Here is a 24436-nt window from a genome sequence, read left to right on the forward strand (position 1 = left end):
AGTAAAATGAGAACTGTTCCTAGTTAATAATAATTATAAATTGAGAGAAAGAAAGGGGGAGCCATTCATGTACGATGTAATCATAATCGGCGGCGGCCCGGCTGGTACATCCGCTGCGATATATACAGCCAGGGGGAATCTGAAAACGCTGGTGATCGATAAGGCGCCAGGCTCAGGTGCGCTTGCCCTGACACATAAAATCGCCAACTACCCTGGCGTGGAAGGCGAACTGACGGGAAAAGAACTGCTCGACAAAATGCGCAGGCAGGCGGAGAGCTTCGGTGCCGAGTTTATCCAGACGACGATTTCAGCCGTCGATGTCGAGGACGAAGTCAAAAGCATTTTTACCGCGCACGGCACGTTTGAAGCAAAAGCGGTCATCGTGGCGACTGGCTCAAAAGGGCGCAACCGCATGCTGCCAGGAGAGGAAGCTCTGCTCGGACGCGGCGTCAGCACATGTGCGACGTGCGACGGAGCGTTTTATGAAGGCAAGCATGTCGCCGTGATTGGCGATACGGAGGAAGCGCTGGAGGAAGCCCATGCGCTGACCAAGTTTGCGGGCAAAATTACGTTTTTGGTGCCGCGCGCCGATCTGCAAGGCGTGGAGGAGGTGCCGGAGCTGCCGAAAACAGACATCCTGTACCGCACCCGCCCACTGGAGATCGTCGGCACGAATACAGTAGAAGGTTTGCGCATCCGCAATGCGGCAGGCGACGAGGAAGTGCTTTCCGTAGACGGCGTGTTCGTCTTCCTGTCCGGCAGCAAGCCGGGGACGGATTTTCTCGACGGCCAGGTTCCGCTCGATGACGAGGGCTTCATGATCCTCGACGAATACATGCAGTCTTCTGTTCCAGGCGTGTTCGGAGCCGGAGAGGTGCGCAAAACCCCGGTCAAGCAAGCCGTCGTGGCAGCGGCAGACGGTGCGATTGCGGCGATGGCCGTGGACAAGTACATTCACAAACGTTCCAAAGTGGTTCCCCAATACAAATAATTCCCCCAACATAAAAGGAGAGATGGATACATGGTACAAGCAATCGTTTATTCCAGCACAAACTGCGGCTTCTGCAAGCAACTGAAAACGTATTTGACGGAACAAAACATTTCTTTTGAAGAGCGCAACATCGACGAAAAGGAAGAATTTGCGCAAGAGCTGAGCCGCCTCGGCGTGATGTCGGTACCGTTGACCGTCATCGGCGAAAAGAAAATTTTGGGCTTCAACCCGAACCGCATCAAAAAAGTACTGGCTTCCCTGGAAGAAACGGCACAGTAACCTGTCGCCTCGGCAGCAGCCCGTTTTGTCACTGACCAAATCCAAGACACCGCAAAAGGAGCGATTACGTATGACCACCCAACAACAAACTGTACAGCTTCAAGTAGGAAAACCGGCACCGGACTTCAACATGCTCACAACCAAAAACATGGAGACGTTGAACGAGCGCGTGACGCTCGCTGACTACAAAGGCAAATGGCTGATCCTGTTCTTCTGGCCGTTCGACTTCACCTTCGTGTGCCCGACGGAAGTGACTTCCTTCAGCGACAACATGGACGAATTTGAAGATCTCGATTGCGAAGTGCTGGGCGTGTCCACCGACAGCGTGCACACACACCGCGCCTGGATCAAAACGCCGCGCGACCAGAACGGCATTGGCGAAGTCAACTTCCCGCTGGCAAGCGACTTCACAAAAGAAACCGCCCGCGCTTACGGCGTCCTCGACGAAGTAACCGGCGCAGCCCATCGCGGCCTGTTCATCATCGACCCGGACGGCATCCTGCGCTACCAGGTCGTAACAGACATGAACGTGGGCCGCAGCGTAGACGAAACACTCCGCGTCCTGCAAGCTCTCCAGGCAGGCGGCCTGTGCCCTGCAAACTGGAAGCCAGGAATGAAAACTTTGTAATCTCATTGAACACAATTTCATCAACGAGCAAGAGGGGAAAAGGCAATCCCGCCGTCTCATGGAGGCGGGGGATTGTCTTTTTTGTTTATGGTAAAAAAATCGGAGCCCCGCGCCTTGAGTCCGACCGAGGCGCTTTTCCTTTTAAAAAACCCGGATACTCGTGATAGAGCCACAGTCCCGCTTCACGCAGCATCCGGGCCATTCTCCGTCCCGAAAACGCTTTTCCATCCAATTTCCTGTATTTTTTGTGTAAAGAAAAAACGATATTGGCAATTTTGTGCGATTTCCAAATAGTAGCAACCTACCATTTTTCAGGGCATTCGCAAAATGAAAGCTTCAAGCACATGTACCTAATTGTCAAAAAATGATGGGCCGGGTGGAGGGGCGGGTTGCAGGACTTCGCACCGAAATATGTAGGACGATGGGGGCGAATCTGCCTCTCCATTACAGTTTCATGACAAAACCGTAAAACAGACATTAGTGAATTTCGTCTATGGGAACGGTTTGCCCCCTATGTTTACAATGACAGTGACGTTTGGGCGAGAGAAAGCCGGTAACCGCCCGCTGACGTAGAAGCCGCGCGTCGGCATCGTTTTTCTGAATCTGTGAGAAACGTCTCGACGTGCGAAAACACCTCGGCGCTTTTCATAAAAGGAGCATAAAAGGAGATGTGACCGCCTGCGGTCGACAAAACGGCCTTGGCCGTTTCCGTTGAAAAGAAAGCTCGCGGTAACATATCGGAGGTTGACGGGAATTGGAACCAAAAAAGAATAGACACTGGCGTTGGGCGAGCCTCACTGCCTTGATGCTGGCAGGGGCAAGCGCCATCTGGTGGTTTTGGGACGCGGACCGGGTCGAGAGCATGGAGACGACGGCTGGCGTTCAGATGAAATTTCGGACGTCAGGCGAGCAGATCGAAGTGTTCCGCGATGAGAAATGGCAGCCGTTCTTTGTCAAAGGCGTCAATCTGGGCGCGTCGCTGCCGGGTCATTTTCCTGGCGAGCTGCCTATTACCAAAGACGATTACTTGCGCTGGTTCGCCATGATCGACGAGATGGGAGCGAACGTCATCCGCGTATATACCATTCATCCTCCTGTCTTTTACGAGGCGCTTGTGGAATACAACCGCCATAAAGAAGGAGATCCGCTCTACTTGATGCAAGGCATCTGGAGCCCGGAGGAACTTTTGATCGAAAAGAAAGACGCGTACTTGCCCGAGATTCGCGAACAGTTTCGGGCAGAGATCAAAGACGCAGTCGGCGCTGTGTACGGGGAAGTCACTTTGCCTGAAAAATCAGGAAAAGCGAGCGGTACATACCGCGCCAATGCGGGCAAGTACTTGATCGGCTGGCATACAGGCACCGAGTGGGACCCTGTGATGGTGCAAAACACCAACCGCCTGCACCAAAAGCTGCCGCCGTATCAGGGCAAGCATTTCCAGGCGACGGCAGAGGCGACCGCCTTTGAGACGTGGCTCGCGGAAATGGTCGACACTGTTGCAACGGAAGAGAGCAAGTACGGCTGGCAGCACCCGATGACGTTCACCAACTGGGTGACTACCGATCCGCTCTCCCATCCGGGCGAACCGCTGTATCACGAGGATCTCGTCAGTGTCGATCCGACCCATATCCAGCCGAAAAACTGGGAGGCAGGCTACTTCGCTTCCTATCACGTGTATCCGTACTACCCGGATTTGTTCCGCTACGATCCGGCCTTGCAGCAGGTGAAAAATGACGACGGGCAGGTCGATTCGTACAAAGCGTACTTGCGGCTTTTGAAGGAGCATCACAAAAACATGCCGATCATGGTGACGGAGTTTGGCGTTCCGGCATCCATCGGAGTCGCCCACTTCGGCAATCTCGGACGCAATCAGGGCGGGCATTCCGAGCGGCAGCAGGGAGAGATCGACGCAGCGCTGTTGCGCGAGATTCACCAGGAGGGCTACGCGGGCGGCATCCTGTTCGTCTGGCAGGACGAATGGTTTAAAAAAACGTGGAACACGATGCGCTTCGAGCTTCCCGAAGACCGCCGCTCCTTCTGGATCAACGTGCTGACGAACGAGTCGCTGTTTGGCGTACTGGGGATGTACCCGAACAAAGAAGGCGTGCTCGCGATCGACGGCAACCGCGCCGACTGGGATCAGCTCAAGCCGGAGGAAAAACAGCGCCTCGACATCCGCGTCCCCGGCATCGACGAAATCTGGATGACGCACGACGAAGGTTACGTGTACGTGCTCGCCAAGCTTGCGCATGCGTTTGACCCGGAAAAAGAAAAGCTCTACCTGGGCGTGGACACGACTCCGGGCGGCAACAAACACGCGGCACAGTTGCCCGGCCTTACGCTCGACGAAGGGCTGGAGACGCTGATCGAGCTGGGAAAACCGGAGGAAAGCCAAATCCAGATTGCGGCCAACTACGATTTTCACACGCGCCTCTACGGCAAACGGTACGGGATGCTTGAAGTGAAAGCAGAGGAGCAGCAGGACGACTCCGGCATTTTCAAGCCGTGGAAGCTTGCGGTTGGATTGGAAATGGAGCCGCCGGACAGCAAAAAATACTACCCGCTGGAAGAGGTCGTGGTTGGCAGGCTGCCAAGAGGAACGACGGATGCTGCAGACCCGCAGTACGACTCGCGCACAGCCTGGCAGGCAAAAGGCGATGTGGTCGAGCTGAGAGTGCCGTGGATGCTGCTTGGCTTTACCGACCCGAGCTCGCTTACGGTGATGAGCTACCAGGATGAAGGCAAGAACTTTGCGACGAACACGACAAAAGGGATTCGCCTGCTGCCGGTTCTCGCAGACCGCGCGACGAAAAGCATCGTCGGCAAAACTGAATGGCCTTCTCCTTATCCGGTGACACAGCTTCCGCTCTATTCGTGGCCAGCCTGGGAGCAGGTCGGCTATCACGAGCGGAAGAAACAGAGCTATGCCATCATCCAGCAAGCATTCAAAGAGATAGTTGCCCCTGTGGCAGACAAAGACAAAGCGCAACCGTAAAAGGTTGGATAGGAGAGTGGCAAACGTGCAAACACCATTGGCGATGGCAATTGTCTTCGTGTACGCACTATGCGGGTTGACCGTACTGGGCTTGCTTGCGTTGTTCGCACTGAAGCTGCGGAATATATCGGCGGAAAAACAGGCGCGGCGCTGCCAGGAAAAATACCGCGACTACTTCGTCTACTTGCAGGCCTATAGCGAAGAGGAAGAACGCCTGAAAGTGCCTTATGGCGACCCGACGCAAAAAGAAAAGCAACTGATCCAGAAAAAGCTGTTTGAGCTGTTGGAGCGCTTTACTGGCGTCCACCGGGAAAAGCTGATCCGGCTGTGCGAAGATATGGGGCTGGTCGCCCTCGATCTCGAACGGCTGAAAAGCGGCTGGAAATGGACGCGAGTCGACGCCGCCTACAACCTGGGAGTCATGCGCTCCCGGCAGGCCGCACCGGATTTGCTCGCTCTTTTGCAAAAGAGTAGCGCCAATGATCCGAGCCTGTTCATCGTTGCCCGGGCGATTGCCAAATGCGCCCGAGACAACGGTGATCTGCGGCAGATGGCAGAGTTCGTCGTCCGGGCGAAGAAAAACGTCCACCAGCTCATCGTCGACATGATTAGCGACTCCCAACTGGATACCGATTCGCTGTTTACCGAGTTTATCCGCGACAAAGACCCGGAGCTGGTCAAAATCGGACTGATCGGCTTCTCAGTGCACGCGCAGACTGGCCTGGAGCCGGCTTTGCCCAAGCTGGTCATGTCGCCGGACAAAGAAGTGCGCATCAAGGCCGTGAAGCTCATGTGCCGCGACGTCAGGTATTTAAGCGAACAGACGGTCAAAGATTTCCTGAACCACAAAGACTGGGAAATACGCGCACTGATCGCCAAAGCAATCGGGGCCTTGCAACTGGCCGCCTACATTCCCGCGCTGAAAAAAGCGGTCGGGGACAGCAACTGGTGGGTGCGCCATCACAGTGCGCGCAGTCTGGCACAGATGCACACAGAAGGCTTTGCGGCGCTGTGCGAGATTTTGCGGGAAGAGCGCTTCGGCCACAAAGTCGACATGGCGCACCAAATTATTTTGGAGGAGCTGGAAAAAGAAAAGCTTCGTCTGGAGCAAGAAAGCAGCACAGAACAGCAACTGGCGTACAACGAAAAGCTGCATCTGTACCGCAAGTCGTACAAAAAAACGATCTCTACGGTTCAGGTGATGGAAGGCTAGAAGAAAGGAGGCCAGCATGAGAGAGTTTCTGCTCTATTACGGAATGTTTGCGATGTACTACGTCATCGCGATCAATTCCTTGTACTTCATCATCATGATGTTTTCGTTCAAGAGCATCATGGGGATTCTGAAAAACTCCATTTACTCGCGGTTCCAGGCATTGTCCGGCTCGGAGCATGTACCGCCGATCTCGATTCTGGTCCCGGCGTACAACGAAGAGCTGACGATCATCGAAAACGTCCGGTCACTGCTCGCCTTAAACTACCCGCGCTACGAAGTGATCGTCGTCAATGACGGATCGAAGGACGATACGTTGCAGGTGCTCATCGAGGAGTTTTCGCTGAAAATCTCCCAGCACATGCCTGTCCAGCCGCTGCTGCAAACCTCGCGAGTACGGGGAATCTATCACAATCCGGCGTTCCCCAATCTGTATTTGATCGACAAAGAAAACGGAGGAAAAGCCGATTCGCTGAACGCGGGCATCAACCTGTCGCATTACCCGCTGTTCGCTTCCATAGACGCCGATTCCTTGCTGGAAAAAGACGCGCTCATCCGCATCGCCAAGGTGTACATGGAAAATCCCGAGGAAACCGTGGCGATCGGCGGCGACATCCGGATCGCCAACGGCTGCAAGATCGAAAACGGCGTCGTCAAAGACATTCGTTTGCCAGACAAGTTTTTGCCGATGATGCAATCGGTCGAATACTTGAAGGCGTTTCTCGGAGGGCGGATCGGCTGGAGCGCGATCAACGGCTTGATTATCGTCTCGGGTGCGTTCGGCGTGTTCCGCAAAGACTACGTCGTCAAGGTCGGCGGCTATCGCGAGGGGTATCCCGGCGAGGACATGAACATCATTATCAAACTGCACAAATACATGCTGGAAAATAACTTGCCGTACCGGGTGGCGTTTTGCCCGGATGCCGTCTGCTGGACGCAAGCGCCTGACACATGGAAGATTCTCGGCAGCCAGCGCCGCAGATGGGGACGCGGCAACCTGAAAAACATGATCGAATACGGCAAGCACATGGTCTTTCGCCCGAAATACAAGCTGTTCGGGATGCTGACTTTGCCCTTCAACATTTTGTTTGAAACATTGAATCCGTATTTCCGCATCACGGGTCTGCTCGCGCTCATCGGTTATACGATGCTGGACATGACGAACAGCCACGTTCTTTTGATCTACGGTCTGCTCAACGTGCTGTATGGCGTACTGTTGGGGATCGGCTCGATCTTGCTGGAGGAAATCGCGTTTCGGCGATACCCGCGCTTCCGGGACATCGTCAAAATGCTTTTCTATACAATCCTGATGTTTTTTGGCTATCGGCAAATCGGCGTCATCTGGAGATTCCTCGGACATATTGAATATTTGCGCAACAACAACTCGTGGGGAACGATGACCCGGACGAGCTGGCAGTCCAAAAACAACAAAAATATTTCCAGTTTGGAGGCTTGATGATGAGTAATCTCGTACCTGCTTTCTATGAGTGGTTAAGCAAGATGGAAGAGAACCGCATGGCGTGCGGGGTTATCCTGGCATCTTGCAAAAACTTTTCCGCAGAGTCGCTGGAATTGGTCAAAAGGGATATGGAAGCGCAACTGGCAGACACCATGACCATGCATTTTGCGCATGACAAAAGCAAAAATATACTCGGCATTTTGCTGGAACAAAAAAAGCTCGCAGACACCCATTTTTACGCGCTGCAAGTCAAAGACTATTTGCTCGGCCGCAAGCTTTTGACAGGCGGGTTGTTGATCGCCAGCTTTCCGGAAAGCTCTCGTTCCTCGGCGCAAATGCTGATGCGAATGATTCAGGAGATGAAGGACGCAAGCGAGCTGGGAAGCATCAAGGTTTACGAACAGCACGCGGCGAACCGCGAGCAGGAGCCGGCAAGCATTTTGCTCGTCAATCAGGATGAGACGGTCAACGAGTTTTTGCGCATCTATCTACAGCGCAAAGGCTACCAGGTAACCGTCGCTCACGATGGGATGGACGGTATGGAAAAATTCCGCGAAGCCGCCTACGACCTGGTGATTACAGACCTGAACCTGCCTGTCGTCAGCGGCTATCAACTGATGGAGAAAATCAGGCATCTCGGCCAGGAAGCGATGAGCAAAATCATGGTGCTGACAGACAAACGCCTGGAGGAAGATGTGCAAAAATCGTTTGCCCTGGGCGCCTCCGATTACATCACGAAGCCATTTTCGCCAGTCGAGCTGGAAGCCAGAGTCAAACGCTTGATTTCATAGAAATTCATAAAGAGAAAGGGAGAGAAACGAGGATGACAAGATACGAGGAACTCCAGCAACTGCTTGGGCAAAAGACAGCGAAAATCGGGGTGATTGGGCTTGGGTATGTCGGGCTGCCGCTCGCGGTAGAGACGGTGAAGAGCGGGTACACCGTCGTCGGGATCGACCTGCACGCCGGAAAGATTGAGAGCTTGAAAAAAGGAGAGTCGTACGTGCAGGACGTCTCCAACGAAACCTTGCAGGAATGCCTGGCGACGGGGCGCTTTTTCCCGACGACGGACTATCGCGCGATCGAGGAACTGGATGCGATCAGCATTTGCGTTCCGACACCGCTCAGCCCGAACCAGGACCCGGACACGTCCTACATCACGAATGTGGTAGAGCAAATCAAGCAATACATGCGCAAAGGACTGCTCATCACACTGGAGAGCACGACCTATCCGGGAACGACCGAAGAGCTGATCGGGCGCGAGCTGGAAAAGCTCGGCTACGTCACAGGCGTCGACTTTTTCCTCTGCTACTCGCCTGAGCGGGTCGATCCGGGCAACCGCAAGTTCAACACGTACAATACGCCGAAAATCATCGGCGGCACGACGGAGCGTTGCATCGAGCTTGGGACACTTCTCTATGGCAACCTGGTCAAAACAGTCGTTCCGGTTTCCTCGCCAAAAGTGGCGGAGATGTCCAAGCTTTTGGAAAATACGTTCCGCAGCGTCAACATCGCGTTCATGAACGAAATGGCGATGATGTGCGACAGAATGGGCATCAACGTTTGGGAGGTAATCAAGGCCGCATCGACCAAGCCGTTCGGGTTCATGCCGTTTTATCCGGGACCCGGGATCGGTGGGCATTGCATACCGCTCGATCCGATGTATTTGTCGTGGAAAGCGAAAGGCTACCGTTTCCATAGCCAGTTCATCGAGATTGCCCAATCTATCAATGACAACATGCCAGATTACGTGCTGAACAAGACAGCACAGGTGCTCAATATTTACGCGAAAGCGATCAACAGCTCGCGCATTCTCATTTTGGGCATGGCCTACAAGCCGGACGTCGACGACTTGCGCGAATCTCCCGGACTGGAAATTTACGAGCTGTTCAAAAAGAGCGGGGCGCAGGTCGACTACTACGACCCGTATGCGCAAAGCTTCGTGAATAAAAAGGGACAGGTCGTGTCCTCGATTGAAAACGACTACGAGTTGTTCAAGACGTACGATTGCATGGTGCTCATCACCAACCACAAGTGCTTCCACTACCAGGAGCTGGCTGACTTGGGCGTCGCGATTATTGATACGCGCAACGCTTTCGACGGCATCACCAACCCGAACGTCTACCGCATCGGCACATCCGTTGCGATCCAGGAAGAAAAGGAAGTCGTGAGCTTGCTCGCCTAACAGGCGGGCGAGCGCCACACACAAACAAGCACGACCGAAGGAGGAAGGACAAACATGTGCGGAATTATGGGATACATCGGGTACAGACAAGCACAACCCATTTTGATTAACGGACTTCGCAAGCTGGAATACAGAGGCTACGACTCGGCTGGCATCGCGGTCTGCGACGGCAAGTCGATCGCCGTACGCAAGGCAAAAGGCAGAATCGACGTCCTCGTGGAGAAGACGGAAAAGTCCGGGCTTTCCGGCTCCATCGGCATCGGCCACACGCGCTGGGCGACGCACGGGCGGCCATCGGATGAGAACTCTCACCCTCACGTGGACCAGACGCAAAAATTTTCCATCGTGCACAACGGCATTATCGAAAACTACCTGGAAATCAAGCAGGAGCTGATCGAGCAAGGCGTCGCGTTCAGCTCGGAGACCGATACGGAGGTGATCGTCCACCTTTTGTCCCGCGAATACGACGGCGACCTGCTCGCTGCGGTGCGCAAGGTGGCAGGCAAAATCCGCGGGGCGTTTGCCCTTGGCGTCATGTCGGAGTATGAGCCGGACAAGCTGATCGCAGTCCGTATGGCAAGTCCGCTGATTATCGGGGTAGGCGAAAACGAGAACTTCATCGGCTCCGATATTCCCGCCATCCTGGAGCATACGCGCGACGTGTACGTTTTGGAAGACGGCGATCTGGCCGTCTTGACCAGAGATTCGGTGCAGGTCATGAGCCTGGCGACAGACGAGCCGATAGAGCGCGATCTCGTCCGGATTGACTGGAACAAGGAGCAAGCGGAAAAAGACGGCTACGCGCATTATATGGAAAAAGAAATCCACGAGCAGCCGCGCGCCTTGCGCAACACGATGACAGGCCGTATCGACGAAGCCGGACAGAAGGTTGTTTTCCCTGATCTGCAACTGCCAGCCGAAACGATTCGCAGCATCGAGAAAATTTACATTGTCGCATGCGGCACAGCTTACCATGCAGGTCTGATCGGCAAGCATGTGATCGAGAGTCTTGCGCGCATCCCGGTCGAGGTCGACGTGGCCTCCGAGTTTCGTTACCGCCGCCCGCTGTTCGGGCCAAACACGTTGACGATTGCTGTCAGCCAGTCCGGTGAGACAGCAGATACGCTGGCGGCGATGCGGGAAGCGAAGCGCAACGGCTCTGTCGTGCTCGCTATTACCAACGTAGTCGGCAGCTCGATTGCCCGCGAGGCAGATGAAGTCATCACGACCAATGCCGGACCGGAGATCGCCGTCGCTTCTACGAAAGCGTACACCTCCCAGCTCATCGCCTTCTATTTGTGGGGAATGTACTTGGCGCAGGAAAAAGCGGCGCTTGCACCAGCCGAGATCGCTTCGCTGATTCAGAGCTTGCAACAATTGCCTGGACAGGTAGAGGACATTCTCGCGCATGCCCAGCAGCTTCGCCAGTTTGCTGAAGCGATCAAGGACGAGCGCCATCTGTTTTTCATCGGCCGGGGGATTGACCATGCCGTATCCATGGAAGGCTCGCTCAAGCTCAAGGAAATCTCCTATATCCATTCGGAGGCGTATGCCGCAGGGGAGCTGAAGCACGGCACCTTGGCGCTGATCGAGGAAGGCACGCGGGTCGTTGCCCTGTCCACGCAGGACGCTTTGCACGAGAAAATGATTAGCAATATTACCGAAGTGAAGGCGCGCGGTGCCAACGTACTCGGCATCACGCACGAGGATCATGTCGATCTGCATCGCTCGGTGGATGACGTCTGCCTGATTCCGAAGACAGATGCGCTGTTTACCCCGGTGCTCGCCGTCATTCCGCTGCAGCTCATCGCCTACTACACTTCTGTCGTGCTGGGCAACGACGTAGATCGTCCACGCAATTTGGCAAAAAGTGTAACAGTTGAGTAAGCGAATCCGTCTATCGTTATGAACCACCATATGGACTTGCGAGGAGGAACGGGTAAATGAGCACCTCGAAGCGGGAGTTGAACCAGGAGATTTTGCTGGAGATCATGCTCCAGGCCTATCAGCTAGGCGTGCAGAGGAAAGACGTAGATTTGAACATGATGATCCACACGTTGACTGATGAATTGAAGCCGTACTTCGAACAGCAAATCCAGCAAGGCCAGCATGCATCTAACCGGCTGGCCAGAGTGGAGGCGACAGGATGAACATACACGCAGTAGTGCTCGCAGCAGGAAAAGGAACCAGAATGAACTCTGCCTTGTACAAAGTCATGCATCCGCTGTGCGGAAAGCCGATGATCGAGCATGTCGTCGGGGCACTGGAGCCTTTGTCACTACATACCTTGGTTGTCGTTGTCGGTCACGGGGCCGAAGCCGTGAAAAAGCAGTTCGGAAGCCGCGTGCAATACGCGCAGCAGAAGGAGCAGCTCGGCACGGCGCACGCCGTATGGATGAGCAAAGACATCCTCGCCGAGCAAAACGGCGTGACGATCGTGCTCAATGGCGATACGCCGCTCGTGCAAAGCGAAACGCTGCGGCGTCTGCTCGACTACCATCAGTCGAAGCAGGCGGCAGCGACGGTTTTGACTTCCATCGTGGAAGACCCGACCGGCTACGGAAGAATCATTCGCGACGAGAACGGCGATGTCCGCAAAATCGTCGAGGAAAAGGACGCGACCCTCGGGCAAAAAAAGGTGAACGAAATCAGCACGGGCATCTTTTGCTTCGATAATCGAAAGCTTTTTGCGACCCTCCCGAACGTCTCCAATCAGAACGCGCAGGGCGAGTATTACTTGCCAGACGTCCTGGCGCTTTTGCAGGAGCAGGGGGAACTGGTGGCCGCACACGTTACCGAAGATCCGGAGGAAGGCTCCGGCGTAAACGACCGCGTGCAGCTCGCCCACCTGGAACGGCTCATGCGCAAGCGGATCAACGAGCGCCACATGAAGAGCGGCGTGACCATGATCGACCCGGCCGCTACGTACATCGACTCGGCCGTGACGATCGGGCGCGATACGGTGCTGTACCCCGGAACGTTTTTGCTTGGCACAACGCAGATCGGGGAAGGCTGCCAGGTTGGGCCGCACGCCCACGTCAAGGATATGGTCGTCGAGGATTACACGCGGGTTCCGCCGTTTTCCTCATTTGACGGGAGCGCGTACACAGACAGGGCGGCAGTTGAGGTGGCAGCGACGACAAACGGGCAGGATCACGGCCTGAATTGATGCGGGCGCTGCGAAAATACGGGCCGCTATGGGCCGGGATGGCGATTTTTGCGGCCGCTTCCATCCTCATGCTCGTGCTCTCCAACCACTCTCGCGCTGCCCTGACGACAGCCACCTGGATTTGGGACGCCAAACAAATCGAGACGCAGACGGACGAAATGATCGCGTTTGCCGAGGAAAACGACATCAACCTGATCTATCTCCATGTAGAGCCGACCGCCGTTTCGCCTGAGGCATACCGGACGTTCATCCGCAAAGCGGGGCAGGCCAGCATTCAGGTGGAGGCGCTGGGCGGCGATCCCAACTGGGCGCTGACCAAAAACCGCCAAAGCATCGACGAACTGATCTCCTGGGTGAAAGCGTACAACAGGAGCGCCAGGGCGGACGAGCGCTTTAGTGGCATCCACGTCGATATCGAGCCGTACTTGCTGCCCGCCTGGAAGGAGTCGCAGCAGGATGTCGTGCGCCAATGGCTGAAAAATGTCGCGTACCTCGTGGCCGAGACGAAGAAGGACACCGATCTGGCGGTGGGCGCAGACCTGCCGTTCTGGATCGACTCCGTTTCCGTCCCGGGAAGCTCGGAAAAAGTCAGCAACTGGATGGTGCAGCGCCTCGACAGCATCACGCTGATGGCGTACCGCAACCGCGCCCAGGGAGACAACGGCATTGTCGAGATTGTGAAAAAGATCGTAGCCGACGCCAACTCGCGGAAAAAAGGCTCGGTGATCGTCGGGGTCAACATTATGGAATCGGCGGAAGGCTCGCATGTGAGCTTCTACGACGACGGTCCGGCGGAGATGAAAAGCCAACTGGCGATTTTGCAGCAGGAGCTGTCCGGCAACCCGGCGTTCGCAGGCAGCGCCATTCACGACTACGAAAGCTGGAAACGAAGCATAGAAGCCAATGAGAGGAGTAGCTAGCACAGATGAAAGCCGCGCCTATCTACCTTAGTGTTCTCTGCCTGACGCTCGGCTTTCTGTTCGGCTTTTCCCCGGCGGAAAAAAAGAGTAAAGCCACGTGGATTTGGCAATCCGAAATCATCGGAGACGAAAAACGGGAAATTCTGGAATTTTGCAAAAGCAACGAGATCAACCTGATTTACTTGCGGATCGAAATGAACAAGCCGTTTGACTACTACCGCGCCTTTATCCGCGAAGCGAATGCGATGGGCGTGGAGGTGCACGCCGTGGCCGGACACCCTGCCTGGGCGCTTAAAAGCAACGAAAAGCGGATGATGAATATCGTCAAATGGGTGAAAAACTACAACCTCGAAGCGGCGGAAGACGAGCGCATCCGCGGCATTCAACTGGACATCGAGCCGTACTTGCTGCCGTTCTGGGAGACGGATCGCGAGCGGATCATCCGGGAGTGGCAAGCCAATGTGCAGGCGTTTACGAGCGAAGTGAAAAAACAGCCCGAGCTTGTGGCAAGCGTGGCGCTCGCCTTTTGGCTCGACGATATTCCCGTTCCGGGCGAGCAGTCTGTATCGGTGTCGCAATGGATGATCGAGCAGTTTGACACGGTGTGCATCATGGCCTACCGCGATACGCTGTCCGGGAAAAACGGCATTCTGGCACTGGTGGAGGATGAACTGAAAGAAGCGGACAAGCTGGGCACGCGGGTGATGATTGCCGTCAACATGAAAAAGCTCGGCGACGACCACGCTTCTTTTGCCGAGGAAGGCGTAGAGGAGATGAATCGACAGCTCGCGCTTTTGCCCGAAAAATTGGGCGACCATCCGTCCTACTCCGGTATCGCGATCCACGACTACCGCTATTGGAAGGAGGCTCTCCCGGTGGCTCCGGTCACAAAAGAGCGCTACAAAGGCACCTATATTTGGCGCGCTGAGCTGATCGGCACTGAAAAAGAGGAAATCCTCGCCTTTGCCGAACAAAACGGCGTCAATCTGCTCTACGTTCGCCTGGATTTGGAGCAACCCCACTCCTACTACCGCGATTTCGTGCGGGAGGCCCGAGCGGCAGGCATCGAGGTGCACGCCATGGGCGGCCATCCGGTCTGGGCACTGGCAGAGAGCAGAGGGAAAATCATGAAGCTCGTCAACTGGGTGAAAGCGTACAACCAGTCGGTACAGTCAGGTGAGCAATTTCAGGGCATCCATCTCGATATCGAGCCGTATGTGATGCCTGTCTGGCGAGAGGATAAAGACAACGTATTGCGCCAGTGGATGGCAAACATTCAGGCGTTTGTCGCGGAGACGAAGCAGGACGGCCAACTGGAAGCGAGCGTCGATCTTGCCGCCTGGCTGGACAATACGTCTGTGCCGGGACAGCCGGACACGCCGTTTTCCCATTGGATGATCGAGCAGTTGGACCATACGACTTTAATGGCTTTTCGCGATCGGGCGGATCGCATCGTCGGCTTGGTAGAAAATCAGGTGAAATACGCGCAGAGCATCGGAAAAAAGATCGTCGTCGCAGTCGAGACAAAGGAGAGTCACGAAGGGAACGGCATTTCGTTCTACGAGGAAGGAATGAGCGAGATGCATCGGCAGTTGGAACAGGTGACAAAAGCGCTGGATCCGTACTCTTCGTTCATGGGGCATGCCATTCACGCCTACGATTACTGGAAAAACGGCAAGGAATAAGGGACGGCAGCCTGAAAGCAAGGAAGCACACCGCCGGAACGCGAATGTTGTACAATAGGAAGACGAAGGTCGTTTGAAAAGAGGGAACGATACATGCGTGATGTGCCCAACAGACACAGAGGTCTTCCGTCTCGGACACCCGAGATGCTGTACAATGTGGTCCGCAAGTTTTACCGCGGTGCTGTCAGTCACTACGACTTAATCCAGGAAAAAAAGCGGGAGGCGCACGCCTGCTGGGAGCAGATGCAGACGAGCGGGGATGACCGTCCGCTGCGAGCGGCGCTGACTACGTTGTTTTTGGAGTTTCATTTTTACGTGACGTGCTGGCTGCAGATCGAGCTGGCTCTCTATCGGCTGGCCCGGCAGGATGAGCGGCTGGCGCTCGTGATGGAAAAGTTCCGGGCCGCGCTGGAACGGCATGTAGCCGTGCGCGAACAGTTAGAGCAGACCGAGGCGTGTGTAGCTGCCCAGTTCACCGCTCTTGGCTCCGGCTGGTCTTGCCCGGGGATCGAACAGGATGCCTACCTATTCGACGGTTTCACGTTTACCGTGGACGAGTCGAGCTTGGTCGAGTTGCATGCCTTGTACGCCGCGATAGAGGAACAGCGCAGGCTGTCCCCAAATGAAAAAGCGTGACCGTCCGCAGATGGTCACGCTTTTTTTGGTGCTGAAGCCAAGCCAGAAGGCATGGCAAAGCCTTTGCCCGGCGACTTTTTAGAAGCTGCCTGGGAAGATGGAGCCAGTGTGTGGAGCTGCCTGGCCTGGCGTGTTCAGTTGGCGTACTTCCTGAACGTTAGTGCCAGCAAAGCCGGGAGAAAAGATCGAGTGCGCTCCCGAGCCGAGCGGTTGCTGGTATTGCTGAGCTTGCTGTTGTTGCTGCTGGCCGTACTGAGCTTGCATGCCGAAGCCGCCTTGCGGAAGCGAAGCAGCATAGCCGCCGCCATGGTTTTGCTGGCGCACTTCCTGGACGTTTGTATGGGCAAAGCCAGGGGAGAAGATGCTGCCAGTCAGCGCTGGAGGATAAGCGACTTGAGCGGTGTACGGCTGCTGTTGGCCTGCAAACCCTTGATAGCCTGTGTAGCCTTGTTGGTTTTGCTGACGCACTTCCTGAGCGTTCGTGCCAGCGAAGCCAGGCGAGAAGATCGAGCCTGCTCCGGCTCCGTAGCCTTGGTTGTAGGAAGGCTGCGTCTGCGCGTAGTTGCCGGATTGATGCATGATGGCGTTGAATGCCTGGTTTGGCACATACGCTTGCTGTTGTTGCTGTTGGCCATACGCTTGTTGCTGGCCATAGCCTTGCTGCTGCGGAGCCTGGTAGCTGTGGTTTTGCTGACGTACTTCCTGAGCGTTCGTACCCGCAAATCCTGGCGAGAAGATCGATTGAGCACCGCTCGCTCCGCCACCAGAAGCCATGCCGTATGTAGGAGTCCCGATAGATTGGGCATGTCCGCCATGGTTCCAGTGTTGAACTTCCTGGACGTTTGTTCCGGCGAAGCCTGGCTGGAACATAGCTCCGGCTGGGCTCATCGCTCCGAGGAACTGTTGTTGCTGTTGAGATTGCATTTGGTTGTTATTGTTGTTGTTTGTGTAGGTCATGGGAAAGACCACCTCCTGCAGAGTATTTTTACCAAGGAAGGTTTCCTCATGCACGAACGGATGAAGCAAAAGAATTCGCATTAGTGAAGAAATCGACGAGCGCATGGCAAAAAACATGCCGGACATCATCCGGCATGTTCCTGCAAATCGGTGGGATTCCAGTGGCCAAAAGCGAACCAGAGCGTAGGCTTTCCCGTTGGCCCGATGCTCGCTTTGACAGGCTCGAAGCCCATGGTGCGAAAAAGGGTAAGACTTGCCTCATTATCGAGAGCTACGCGCACGTACAGTTTGGGCAAGCGCTGACAGATGAGCGTCGTCAGCGCTTTGCCGATTCCCCGATTGCGGTAGCGCTTATCTACAACCAGGAAGGATTGACCCAGTCCACAGCGGGAAACGGCGAACAAGCCAACGACGCGTTTCCCGTTCATGGCAAGAGCGACACTGGAATCCTTTTTGGAAAGCAGCTTGGGGGTCAGGCGCGAGAGCCAGTCGATTGCGTGCTTGGTGATGCGCCGATCCCCTTCCTGACGGGCAAATCTCACCAGAGTCGCCTGAGATTCAGCCAGTGCTTGCGGAGGTAAGATCACGTATTTCAACGATTTTTTCATGGCGATTACCCTGCTGCGGCTTCACGCCCGCTTTGCAGTCTGGATACGTACTGGGCGTAGTGGATGAGATTGGACAGCGACAAGCGCCTGATCGAAGGCTCATCGAACTTCTCCGGCTTGGCGTTCGCTTCAAAAAACCAGAGGCTGCCGTCTTCTGTCAGGCCGAGGTCCATCGACATTTCAGCCAGGTCTTTGATCTCCTCGTTCAGCGTGCTTGCGATCGTAAGCGCTGTCTGGTGAATCTTTTTTTTCATCTTTTCCGGATCAGCCTTGAACAAAGTCTGGAGGACGGAAGACAAGGAGTGGATGGAGCCGCCGCGCGGGACGTGCGTAGTGATGCTTTGCGAGCCGGAGCGTCTGATTCCGACGCCGGTTACGCCCCATTCGCCATGGCCGTTTTTTTGCACGAGTACCCGCACGTCAAAAGGCTTGCCGTTGAAGCGTGCCCTGCGGATGCCTTGCTGCATGATGTACCGCTGCTGCCGGACGTGGCTATTTACGTGCTTCCACAAATCTTCCAGATTGGAAAAGCGGCGCGTGACGGCCCGTTGTTCCTTGAGCCGCTGAAGCCGCCAGCCGTCGTTTTTGTATTCGACCCGCATGATCCCTTCCCCGGCCTTGCCGCGCACCGGCTTGAGGTAGACGAAGCGATGCTCGGTGCAAAAGCCTTTGAAGCGGGCGAGCGTATCGAGCTTTTTCGTCTCCGGGAGAAACGCATGCACCTCGGGGTACTTTTTTAGCATGGAGAAAAGCTCTTGCTTGTCGAAAAAACAGCGATTGAACAAGGTGACGTTCGGCATCTCGTGGATGCGGGCCAAAGCTTTTTTGACTTCGGGACGCTGCTCTGCCTTTCGGGTAGGGATGCGGTTATAGACGACGTGCGGGAAGGGGAGAACGACTTCCTGCCACAGATTTTGCTTGTGATTGTACAAATAGCCGCGTACCTTCTTTTTCTCCCAGTTGATGCCTTGCGGAGTGAAGACGTACACGAGCGCCCCCCAACGCTTGCCAGATTGCGAGATGTCCTTGAAGTTTTCGCGATTACCCAAAAACGCTGCGCCCTCGCCAACAGTCAGAATGCCAATCAGAGGGCCAAGCTTTAGCGAGTCGTTCATCATTTTCCAGTTGATCCGCGTTCGAAACCGCCCTGGCTGCATCGCGGGCAAGCCCGTGTACACCCTTTTGTTGTGCGAAAACGGACCGAGGCTTGCGAACAGTTTCTTTTGCGACCGCTTGCCTAGAGCTTGCCGTGGTAGCTGGATGAACCATTTGCCGCTGGGGAGGATGGTCAGCCACCCGGAGCGCTGCTGAAGCATGGGTGTTCCTCCTTCCTGAAAAACGGTGCTGTTTGTCTATCGCCTAGAAATTGGCCAAATAACAACTGTAGTCGACGAGCAGCTTGCGGGACTCCTGATCGGCTTGCTTGAGCCGGGCGTGCTTGAAGATGGAGCGGCCGGGCTTGGAGTTTGCCTCGAACATCCAGACATGGCCGTGGATGTCGATGCCCATATCCAGTCCCAATTCGCCAAGGTCGATGCCTTTTGCCTGCTCGATCGCCGTGGCAAGGCGGATGGAAGCCTCGCTGATTCGCTCGGACATCAGCGCTTTTTGCTTTCCGTACAGATGGTGGAGCAGTTCGTCTCCGGGAATGACGGTACCGCCCGTGCGCACGTGCGTCGTCACGCTGCCGGAGCCGGCTACCTTGGCAGCCGTGCAGGAAACTACCCATTCGTTTTGCTGGTTTTTGTGCAGATGAACGCGGAAGTCAAACGGGCGTCCGTGGAAGGTTTTGAGCGGGATGCCTTGCTGCGCCAGGTAGCTGCCGACTCTCCGGCTGCGGAACACGTGCTGGTACAGGCTGGACAGCTTGGAAAACTGCCGCTTTACATTGCCGCTGCCGTTGTGATACGAGGCTGTGTAGCCGCCGCCCGACTGTCTGACGACTTTCACGATGCCGTAGCCGAGGCTGCCGTTTTTCGGCTTCAAATACACGATCGTGTATTTTTTCAGCAAATTCCGCACAGTCGCAAGCGAGGGGGACGTGTACGTTTCCGGGATGTGCTCGTTGACTTCCGGATTCGGGTAGAGAATCTGGTGGACTCCCCACTTGTTGAAAAAGCCTTGGTTGAACATCGGCATGTTCGGATAGCTGGCGAGCTTGTATTTGAACTCCCGCACAGCTTCGTGCTTTTCCGCCGAGCGGGAAGGAATCCGGTCGTAGACGACGTCCGGCATGGCGGTGACGATTTTTTTCCAGTAGTACCCGCCGGTCTTGCCCTTGCGCAAAAACCAGGCGTTGACCGTATTGGTACTCCAGTCCACGTCGTGCGGGGAGAAAATATAGTAAAAGACGCCTTTGCCTTCCTGGGCCTGCAGCAGCTTGTAGAAAAAAGAAGTGCGCTGGCCAATCGGTTGCCGCGGGTCCCTGCGAATGCCTGTCGTGACGATGCCGATCGCCGGACCGATTCGAAGCGCTGAATCCTCCTGCTTGAGCTGGATCAAACCGCCGTGCGGGATGCCCAGCTCGGACTGGAGCAGCGTGGTCACTTTGATGACATTGGAATCAGGATTTCGCTTGTCTTGCAGTACGGTTGCGACGACTTCCTTTTTGCCCAGCATGACCGTAATTTTTTGGCGATGGCGTAGCTGTAGCTTGGAGAAGAGATTAGTCGGCAGGATGATCCCGCTGACACGGGGATTGGAAAGGAAGCGAAGCCGCATTCTGAACGTTTCCATGCTTAGTAACCTCCTACGCGCTCTTTCATGAGATAGTGGGCGTATCGAACGGGCTGGGTAATGGAGTGGCGTTTGGCGACCGGGTCGTCAATCAAGCGAAACACAGTCCGTCCTGGCCTGCTGTTGACCTCGATGACCCAGACATTTCCGGCCGTGTCGATGCCGACATCAATCCCCAACTCGACAAGCCTGCCGTGGCAATCCTCCAAAAAGCGCGGCAATTCCTGTGCGAGCTGGTTGATCGTCTGATCGATCCGCGAGTGGACGGCAGGCTTGAAATGCCGGGCTAGAAACGCGGAGAGCGGCTCTGCCTTGCCTCCTCCATGCAGGTTGGAGGTAATGCTTCGCTTGTCGCCAAGGCGAACAGCTTTTCCTGTCGTCTCCCATTCACCCTGCCCGTTTTTTTGTACGAGCACCCTGACGTCAAAAGGGGTGCCATCCGGGGTATGCAGCTTGAGATAGGGCTGTACAAGGAATTTGCGCCCGGAGGTAAACGAGGCGACAAAAGTCTTCAGCCCGGCGGTGTCCCGGATCTGCCTGCGAAACGGCCGATTTTCCCGGTTCCGTCCGGTCGCCTCGTAGCCGCTCTTTGTCTCCTTGATGCGCACGACCCCGATTCCATGCGTTCCCGCCATGGGCTTGATGACGACAGCTCCGTGCTTTTGCAGCATGTCTTGCACGGTGGCGAACGACAAAATTTCGGTCGGCGGCAAATACGAAGACAGCAGCGGCGACTTGGACAGCATTTGGTGAACCTGCCACTTCCCGGACAGACCACGCCCCAAAAATGTAATGTTGCGATCGTTTTGCAACTTTTCCACAAATGGTTTATAGTGGCGGTAAGCTGGGCCTACGAAACACCGATCGTAGATCAAGGCCGGGAGCGGGAAAACATTTGCTTGCCACGATCCGTTGCGGTATTCGAAGCCTTTTACCGTTCGCGAGGAAAAGTTAACCTGACGCGGCGAGAACACAAAGACGCGAATGCCGTGCTTGCGTCCGTACAGCGTCAGCTTTTTGTAATACCCTTTGTCTACAAAGTGGGAGCCTTGGCAGCGGGTCATGATGCCAAGACTTCTCGCGTCTGCTCTCATGTGGGTCACCTTCGCCTGTTTTTCTTGCCTTTGGATTTGCCTGTTGTCGCCCTTGGTTTCGGTTTGGCTGTCCGGGGAAAACCACTGATGTAGGATGAGTATTCCAGCATGCGTACGACGGAAGGACGGGCGCGTCGGGGCGGCTCCTCCACGCCTTCAGGCAAAGGAATGGTATTGGCGGTTTTGGAAGGCTTGCTGTTCACCTCCAAAAGCCACACCTGTCCACGGACATCCACGCCGAGATCGACGCCGAATTCTGCGTAATGGCCGGGCAGTGCTTCTTCAAGCAGGACGGACAGCTTGAGGGCCACTTCTTTTAGCGTGGCTGGAGACGGGCGAACGGAGCTGGCCCATGGTCCACATACACGCAGTGCCTGAAGGGGCGTCATCATCTGGCCGCCTCTGGATATATTGGAAACGATGCGATTCAATCCCAAACGGGCAACCATAGATGTGACGGCCCATTCGCCTGCGCGATTTTTTTGCACCAGCACGCGAAAATCAGTCGGCCGACCGTGCATGCCGATCAACGGTAAACCTTGCTGCAGCAAATAAGGTTTGCCTTTTGTCTGTTTGTGCAAGTACTGGTGCAAGCCGGTTATGCTGGAGAACGTTTTGCCAAACCCGCCTGGGCGGGCGAGCTGATACCCCTCCTGCGTGCGGCGCAGCCGGATAATCCCTCGTCCCATGCTTCCATTTGCCGGTTTTGCATAAACAGTGCGATACGTAGACAGCATCATCCGCAAATCTCCCAGGCTCTGAAAGCGAACCATGGCAGGAAGATGCTCGGCGGCGCTTTCCTGATTTTGCAGAGCGGAGTGCACGTGCCACTTGTTCAAGAAACGCTCGTTGAAGAAGGGGATGTTGGCTTCCTTGCAGCGCTGCAGCCAATTCGCCATCTGCTCGCTGCGCTCCCTTTGGCGGGAGACGAGGCGGTTATAGATACATTGGGGCAGCGGCAGCACTTTTTGGCGCCATACTCCTCCTCTCCGAACAAGGCCGCGCACGATGCCGGCATCCCAATTGACATCCTGAAGTCGGAATGCGCAGATGATTCCTCCACGCTTGCGGCAAATATCGGCTAGCTCGTTGAAAAAAGTTGACAACGGTCCAAACGGGGATTGCGTAAATTGGGCATTGTAAGAGGATACGAGAATCCCTACATACGGCCCGAAAACAAGCGTTTGTTGGTCCGCGTCGTAGCGCAGCAGCAGAGGAACGCCTGTAGGGAGGCGAAGCGACCCAGCCACGGCGGGCCGGATGAGTGTTTGGCCGCTGCGATCTATGCCGCTGATGCGGGCGCGAACCGTTTTGCTTCCGAATTGGACAGTAGCGGTGGGCGAAGAAAGATTCCATTTGCGCATTTGCGCCTGGGGTAGGTAAAGGTCTACTTCCGTCTTTGGCTCGTATCCGACGACGATGGTTGGAACGTAAGACATGGCTATCCCCTTCCCATCAGGCATAAAGTTAGTCTATGGTATGAGTAGCTAAATCGTTTGGTGCCATGCAGAGAAGAAAGGTTGTTAGGATTTATGAACTTATGGATAGTATTAGTGAATATTGGCGTCGGTTCTGTCATTGGCGGCGTCACGAACGAACTGGCCATCCGCATGCTTTTCCGGCCGCTCAAGCCTTGGTATATCGGCAATTGGAAGGTGCCGTTTACCCCGGGACTGATCCCGAGAAGGCGGGATGACATCGCAATACAAATGGGCAGGTTGGTGGAAGAGCATTTGCTCACGACAGAAGGCGTCAGGCGGGCGCTTGCCCAGGGCGGTCTGGAAAACACGCTGGCAAGCTGGATGAACAATCTGGCGATGCACTGGATGGCGGACGAGCGTACGTTGCGTCAGGCTTTGCTTGCCGCTGTTCCCGATTTGTTCACGGAGGATGGAGGCTGGAAGGAAGGCGTGCGCGCTCCTGTGCAGGAGAAGTGGGACGCTTTTGTCCAACATCTGCTCAGTCAATATGAAGAAACAAAGCTGCGCGAGCTGATCCCGCACGCGGGGCAAGAGCGCCTGGACGCCACGTTCGCGACGGTCAGCCAACTGCTGATGGACCGTTTGCGCGGCTATCTGCACTCACCGGAAGGACAGCAAACGTTGCAGAGCATGGTCAAAAGCATGCTCGGTGGCGGCGGAGGGATGTTTGGCGGGCTGGTCGGCATGTTTCTTACCGACGACAAAATCATCGGCAAAATTCTCCCGGCTCTCGACGACCTTTTGCAAAGCCCGGAGCTGGCCGGACGCCTGCAGCAGTTTTTGCGCAAGGAAGCGGACAAGCTGCTGGACAAAAATGTCGGCGAGCTGGTGGAGTGGCTTGGTCGCGAGCAGATCGACGACTGGTCGCGGGCGCTTTTCGCCAAAATCGAGGAACAGAGCCTGCGGCTGGTCGATGAGCCGCTGTCGCGCCTGACCGCGCCCATTCAGGAGACAGTCCAGACGAACCTCGTCCCGCGGCTGGCAAAATGGATGGTAGAGTCGCTGCAGCAAAACGTGGAACGCATTTTTTCGCGGCTGGCGATTCGCGATATTGTGACAAGGCAGGTAGAGGGCTTCCCGACTGAAAGAATCGAAGAGATGGTCGTCGGCATCTCGGGAAAAGAGTTTCGCATGATTACGGTGCTCGGCTTTATTCTCGGCGGGATCATTGGTCTGGTCCAGGGACTTTTGGCAAGCTGGTTAGGGTAGGAAAACTGAAAAGAAACTGTAACCGCCTTGTAATAATCCTGTAATATTCCTTGGGTAAGATAAAAGCACGATGAAAACCCCCTTAATGATATACTTTCTGATCGGTAGCTTGAAAAAGCTACCCTTTTTTTTTGCCGCGCCTTCGGGTATATTGTTCGAAGGAGCGCGCGTACATTGGAACGGGTGGGAGACCA

The 24436-nt window shown here is 55.3% G+C and carries 21 protein-coding genes; 15 read left to right on the forward strand and 6 right to left on the reverse strand.

Going from position 1 to position 24436, the window contains the following annotated elements; translation table 11 throughout:
- Positions 1 to 67 precede the first annotated feature (67 nt).
- From AC3WJN_RS20030 to AC3WJN_RS20095, 14 genes are all read left to right on the forward strand, one after another.
- Positions 68 to 991 (forward strand): NAD(P)/FAD-dependent oxidoreductase, encoded by a 924-nt coding sequence (locus AC3WJN_RS20030; RefSeq protein WP_007782751.1) that lies wholly within the window; start codon positions 68 to 70, stop codon positions 989 to 991.
- A 30-nt stretch (positions 992 to 1021) separates the two neighbouring features.
- Entirely contained in the window at positions 1022 to 1270 is a 249-nt protein-coding gene (locus AC3WJN_RS20035) for a glutaredoxin family protein (RefSeq protein ID WP_005831442.1), read from the forward strand.
- Positions 1271 to 1340: 70 nt separating this feature from the next.
- On the forward strand, positions 1341 to 1898 hold the full coding sequence (locus AC3WJN_RS20040; protein ID WP_005831441.1) for a peroxiredoxin: 558 nt from the start codon (positions 1341 to 1343) through the stop codon (positions 1896 to 1898).
- 754 nt (positions 1899 to 2652) lie between these two features.
- Positions 2653 to 4893 carry a hypothetical protein gene (locus AC3WJN_RS20045; RefSeq protein WP_429782838.1) on the forward strand — a complete coding sequence of 747 codons (2241 nt, stop codon included), beginning with the start codon at positions 2653 to 2655 and terminating at the stop codon, positions 4891 to 4893.
- Positions 4894 to 4918: 25 nt separating this feature from the next.
- Positions 4919 to 6106, forward strand: coding sequence for a HEAT repeat domain-containing protein (locus AC3WJN_RS20050; RefSeq protein ID WP_005831439.1), 1188 nt, complete (start codon positions 4919 to 4921; stop codon positions 6104 to 6106).
- Between the two features lie 16 nt (positions 6107 to 6122).
- Entirely contained in the window at positions 6123 to 7559 is a 1437-nt protein-coding gene (locus AC3WJN_RS20055; protein WP_309479728.1) for a glycosyltransferase family 2 protein, read from the forward strand.
- A 2-nt stretch (positions 7560 to 7561) separates the two neighbouring features.
- The gene (locus AC3WJN_RS20060; protein ID WP_492329318.1) at positions 7562 to 8353 is read left to right on the forward strand and encodes a response regulator transcription factor; all 792 of its coding nucleotides are present in this window, start codon (positions 7562 to 7564) and stop codon (positions 8351 to 8353) included.
- Between the two features lie 32 nt (positions 8354 to 8385).
- Complete coding sequence (locus AC3WJN_RS20065; RefSeq protein ID WP_005831430.1) at positions 8386 to 9747, forward strand: nucleotide sugar dehydrogenase; 1362 nt, start codon at positions 8386 to 8388, stop codon at positions 9745 to 9747.
- 54 nt (positions 9748 to 9801) lie between these two features.
- Entirely contained in the window at positions 9802 to 11634 is a 1833-nt protein-coding gene (gene glmS / locus AC3WJN_RS20070) for a glutamine--fructose-6-phosphate transaminase (isomerizing) (protein WP_005831428.1), read from the forward strand.
- Between the two features lie 56 nt (positions 11635 to 11690).
- Positions 11691 to 11897 carry a hypothetical protein gene (locus tag AC3WJN_RS20075; protein WP_005831426.1) on the forward strand — a complete coding sequence of 69 codons (207 nt, stop codon included), beginning with the start codon at positions 11691 to 11693 and terminating at the stop codon, positions 11895 to 11897.
- Entirely contained in the window at positions 11894 to 12916 is a 1023-nt protein-coding gene (gene glmU, locus AC3WJN_RS20080; RefSeq protein ID WP_429775999.1) for a bifunctional UDP-N-acetylglucosamine diphosphorylase/glucosamine-1-phosphate N-acetyltransferase GlmU, read from the forward strand. Before AC3WJN_RS20075 ends, glmU begins: the two co-directional genes overlap by 4 nt.
- Positions 12916 to 13836, forward strand: a complete 921-nt coding sequence (locus AC3WJN_RS20085; protein WP_122952877.1) for a hypothetical protein — start codon at positions 12916 to 12918, stop codon at positions 13834 to 13836. The genes glmU and AC3WJN_RS20085 overlap by 1 nt, the downstream gene beginning before the upstream one ends.
- Positions 13837 to 13841: 5 nt before the next feature.
- Positions 13842 to 15521, forward strand: coding sequence for a hypothetical protein (locus AC3WJN_RS20090; protein ID WP_309479731.1), 1680 nt, complete (start codon positions 13842 to 13844; stop codon positions 15519 to 15521).
- Between the two features lie 93 nt (positions 15522 to 15614).
- A complete protein-coding gene (locus tag AC3WJN_RS20095) occupies positions 15615 to 16157 on the forward strand; it encodes a hypothetical protein (protein ID WP_005831419.1) in 543 nt (180 codons plus the stop codon).
- Between the two features lie 78 nt (positions 16158 to 16235).
- Here AC3WJN_RS20095 and AC3WJN_RS20100 read toward each other — a convergent pair whose 3' ends face one another.
- The 6 genes from AC3WJN_RS20100 to AC3WJN_RS20125 form a co-directional block, all read right to left on the reverse strand.
- Positions 16236 to 17114, reverse strand: a complete 879-nt coding sequence (locus AC3WJN_RS20100) for a hypothetical protein (RefSeq protein ID WP_290426407.1) — start codon at positions 17112 to 17114, stop codon at positions 16236 to 16238.
- A gap of 125 nt (positions 17115 to 17239) precedes the next feature.
- Complete coding sequence (locus AC3WJN_RS20105) at positions 17240 to 17722, reverse strand: GNAT family N-acetyltransferase (RefSeq protein WP_005831415.1); 483 nt, start codon at positions 17720 to 17722, stop codon at positions 17240 to 17242.
- A 5-nt stretch (positions 17723 to 17727) separates the two neighbouring features.
- Positions 17728 to 19038, reverse strand: a complete 1311-nt coding sequence (locus tag AC3WJN_RS20110; protein ID WP_005831413.1) for a YheC/YheD family endospore coat-associated protein — start codon at positions 19036 to 19038, stop codon at positions 17728 to 17730.
- A gap of 43 nt (positions 19039 to 19081) precedes the next feature.
- On the reverse strand, positions 19082 to 20458 hold the full coding sequence (locus AC3WJN_RS20115) for a YheC/YheD family endospore coat-associated protein (protein WP_290426406.1): 1377 nt from the start codon (positions 20456 to 20458) through the stop codon (positions 19082 to 19084).
- A 2-nt stretch (positions 20459 to 20460) separates the two neighbouring features.
- Positions 20461 to 21552: a YheC/YheD family endospore coat-associated protein gene (locus AC3WJN_RS20120; RefSeq protein ID WP_007782712.1), complete on the reverse strand. Its 1092-nt coding sequence runs from the start codon at positions 21550 to 21552 to the stop codon at positions 20461 to 20463.
- A gap of 5 nt (positions 21553 to 21557) precedes the next feature.
- Positions 21558 to 22991: a YheC/YheD family endospore coat-associated protein gene (locus tag AC3WJN_RS20125; RefSeq protein ID WP_005831408.1), complete on the reverse strand. Its 1434-nt coding sequence runs from the start codon at positions 22989 to 22991 to the stop codon at positions 21558 to 21560.
- 93 nt (positions 22992 to 23084) lie between these two features.
- Here AC3WJN_RS20125 and AC3WJN_RS20130 point away from each other — a divergent pair, with 93 nt between their 5' ends.
- Positions 23085 to 24242 (forward strand): DUF445 domain-containing protein, encoded by a 1158-nt coding sequence (locus AC3WJN_RS20130; RefSeq protein WP_122952875.1) that lies wholly within the window; start codon positions 23085 to 23087, stop codon positions 24240 to 24242.
- Positions 24243 to 24436 lie beyond the last annotated feature (194 nt).

The sequence above is a fragment of the Brevibacillus sp. FW306-2-1A-C05A genome (assembly GCF_058781555.1).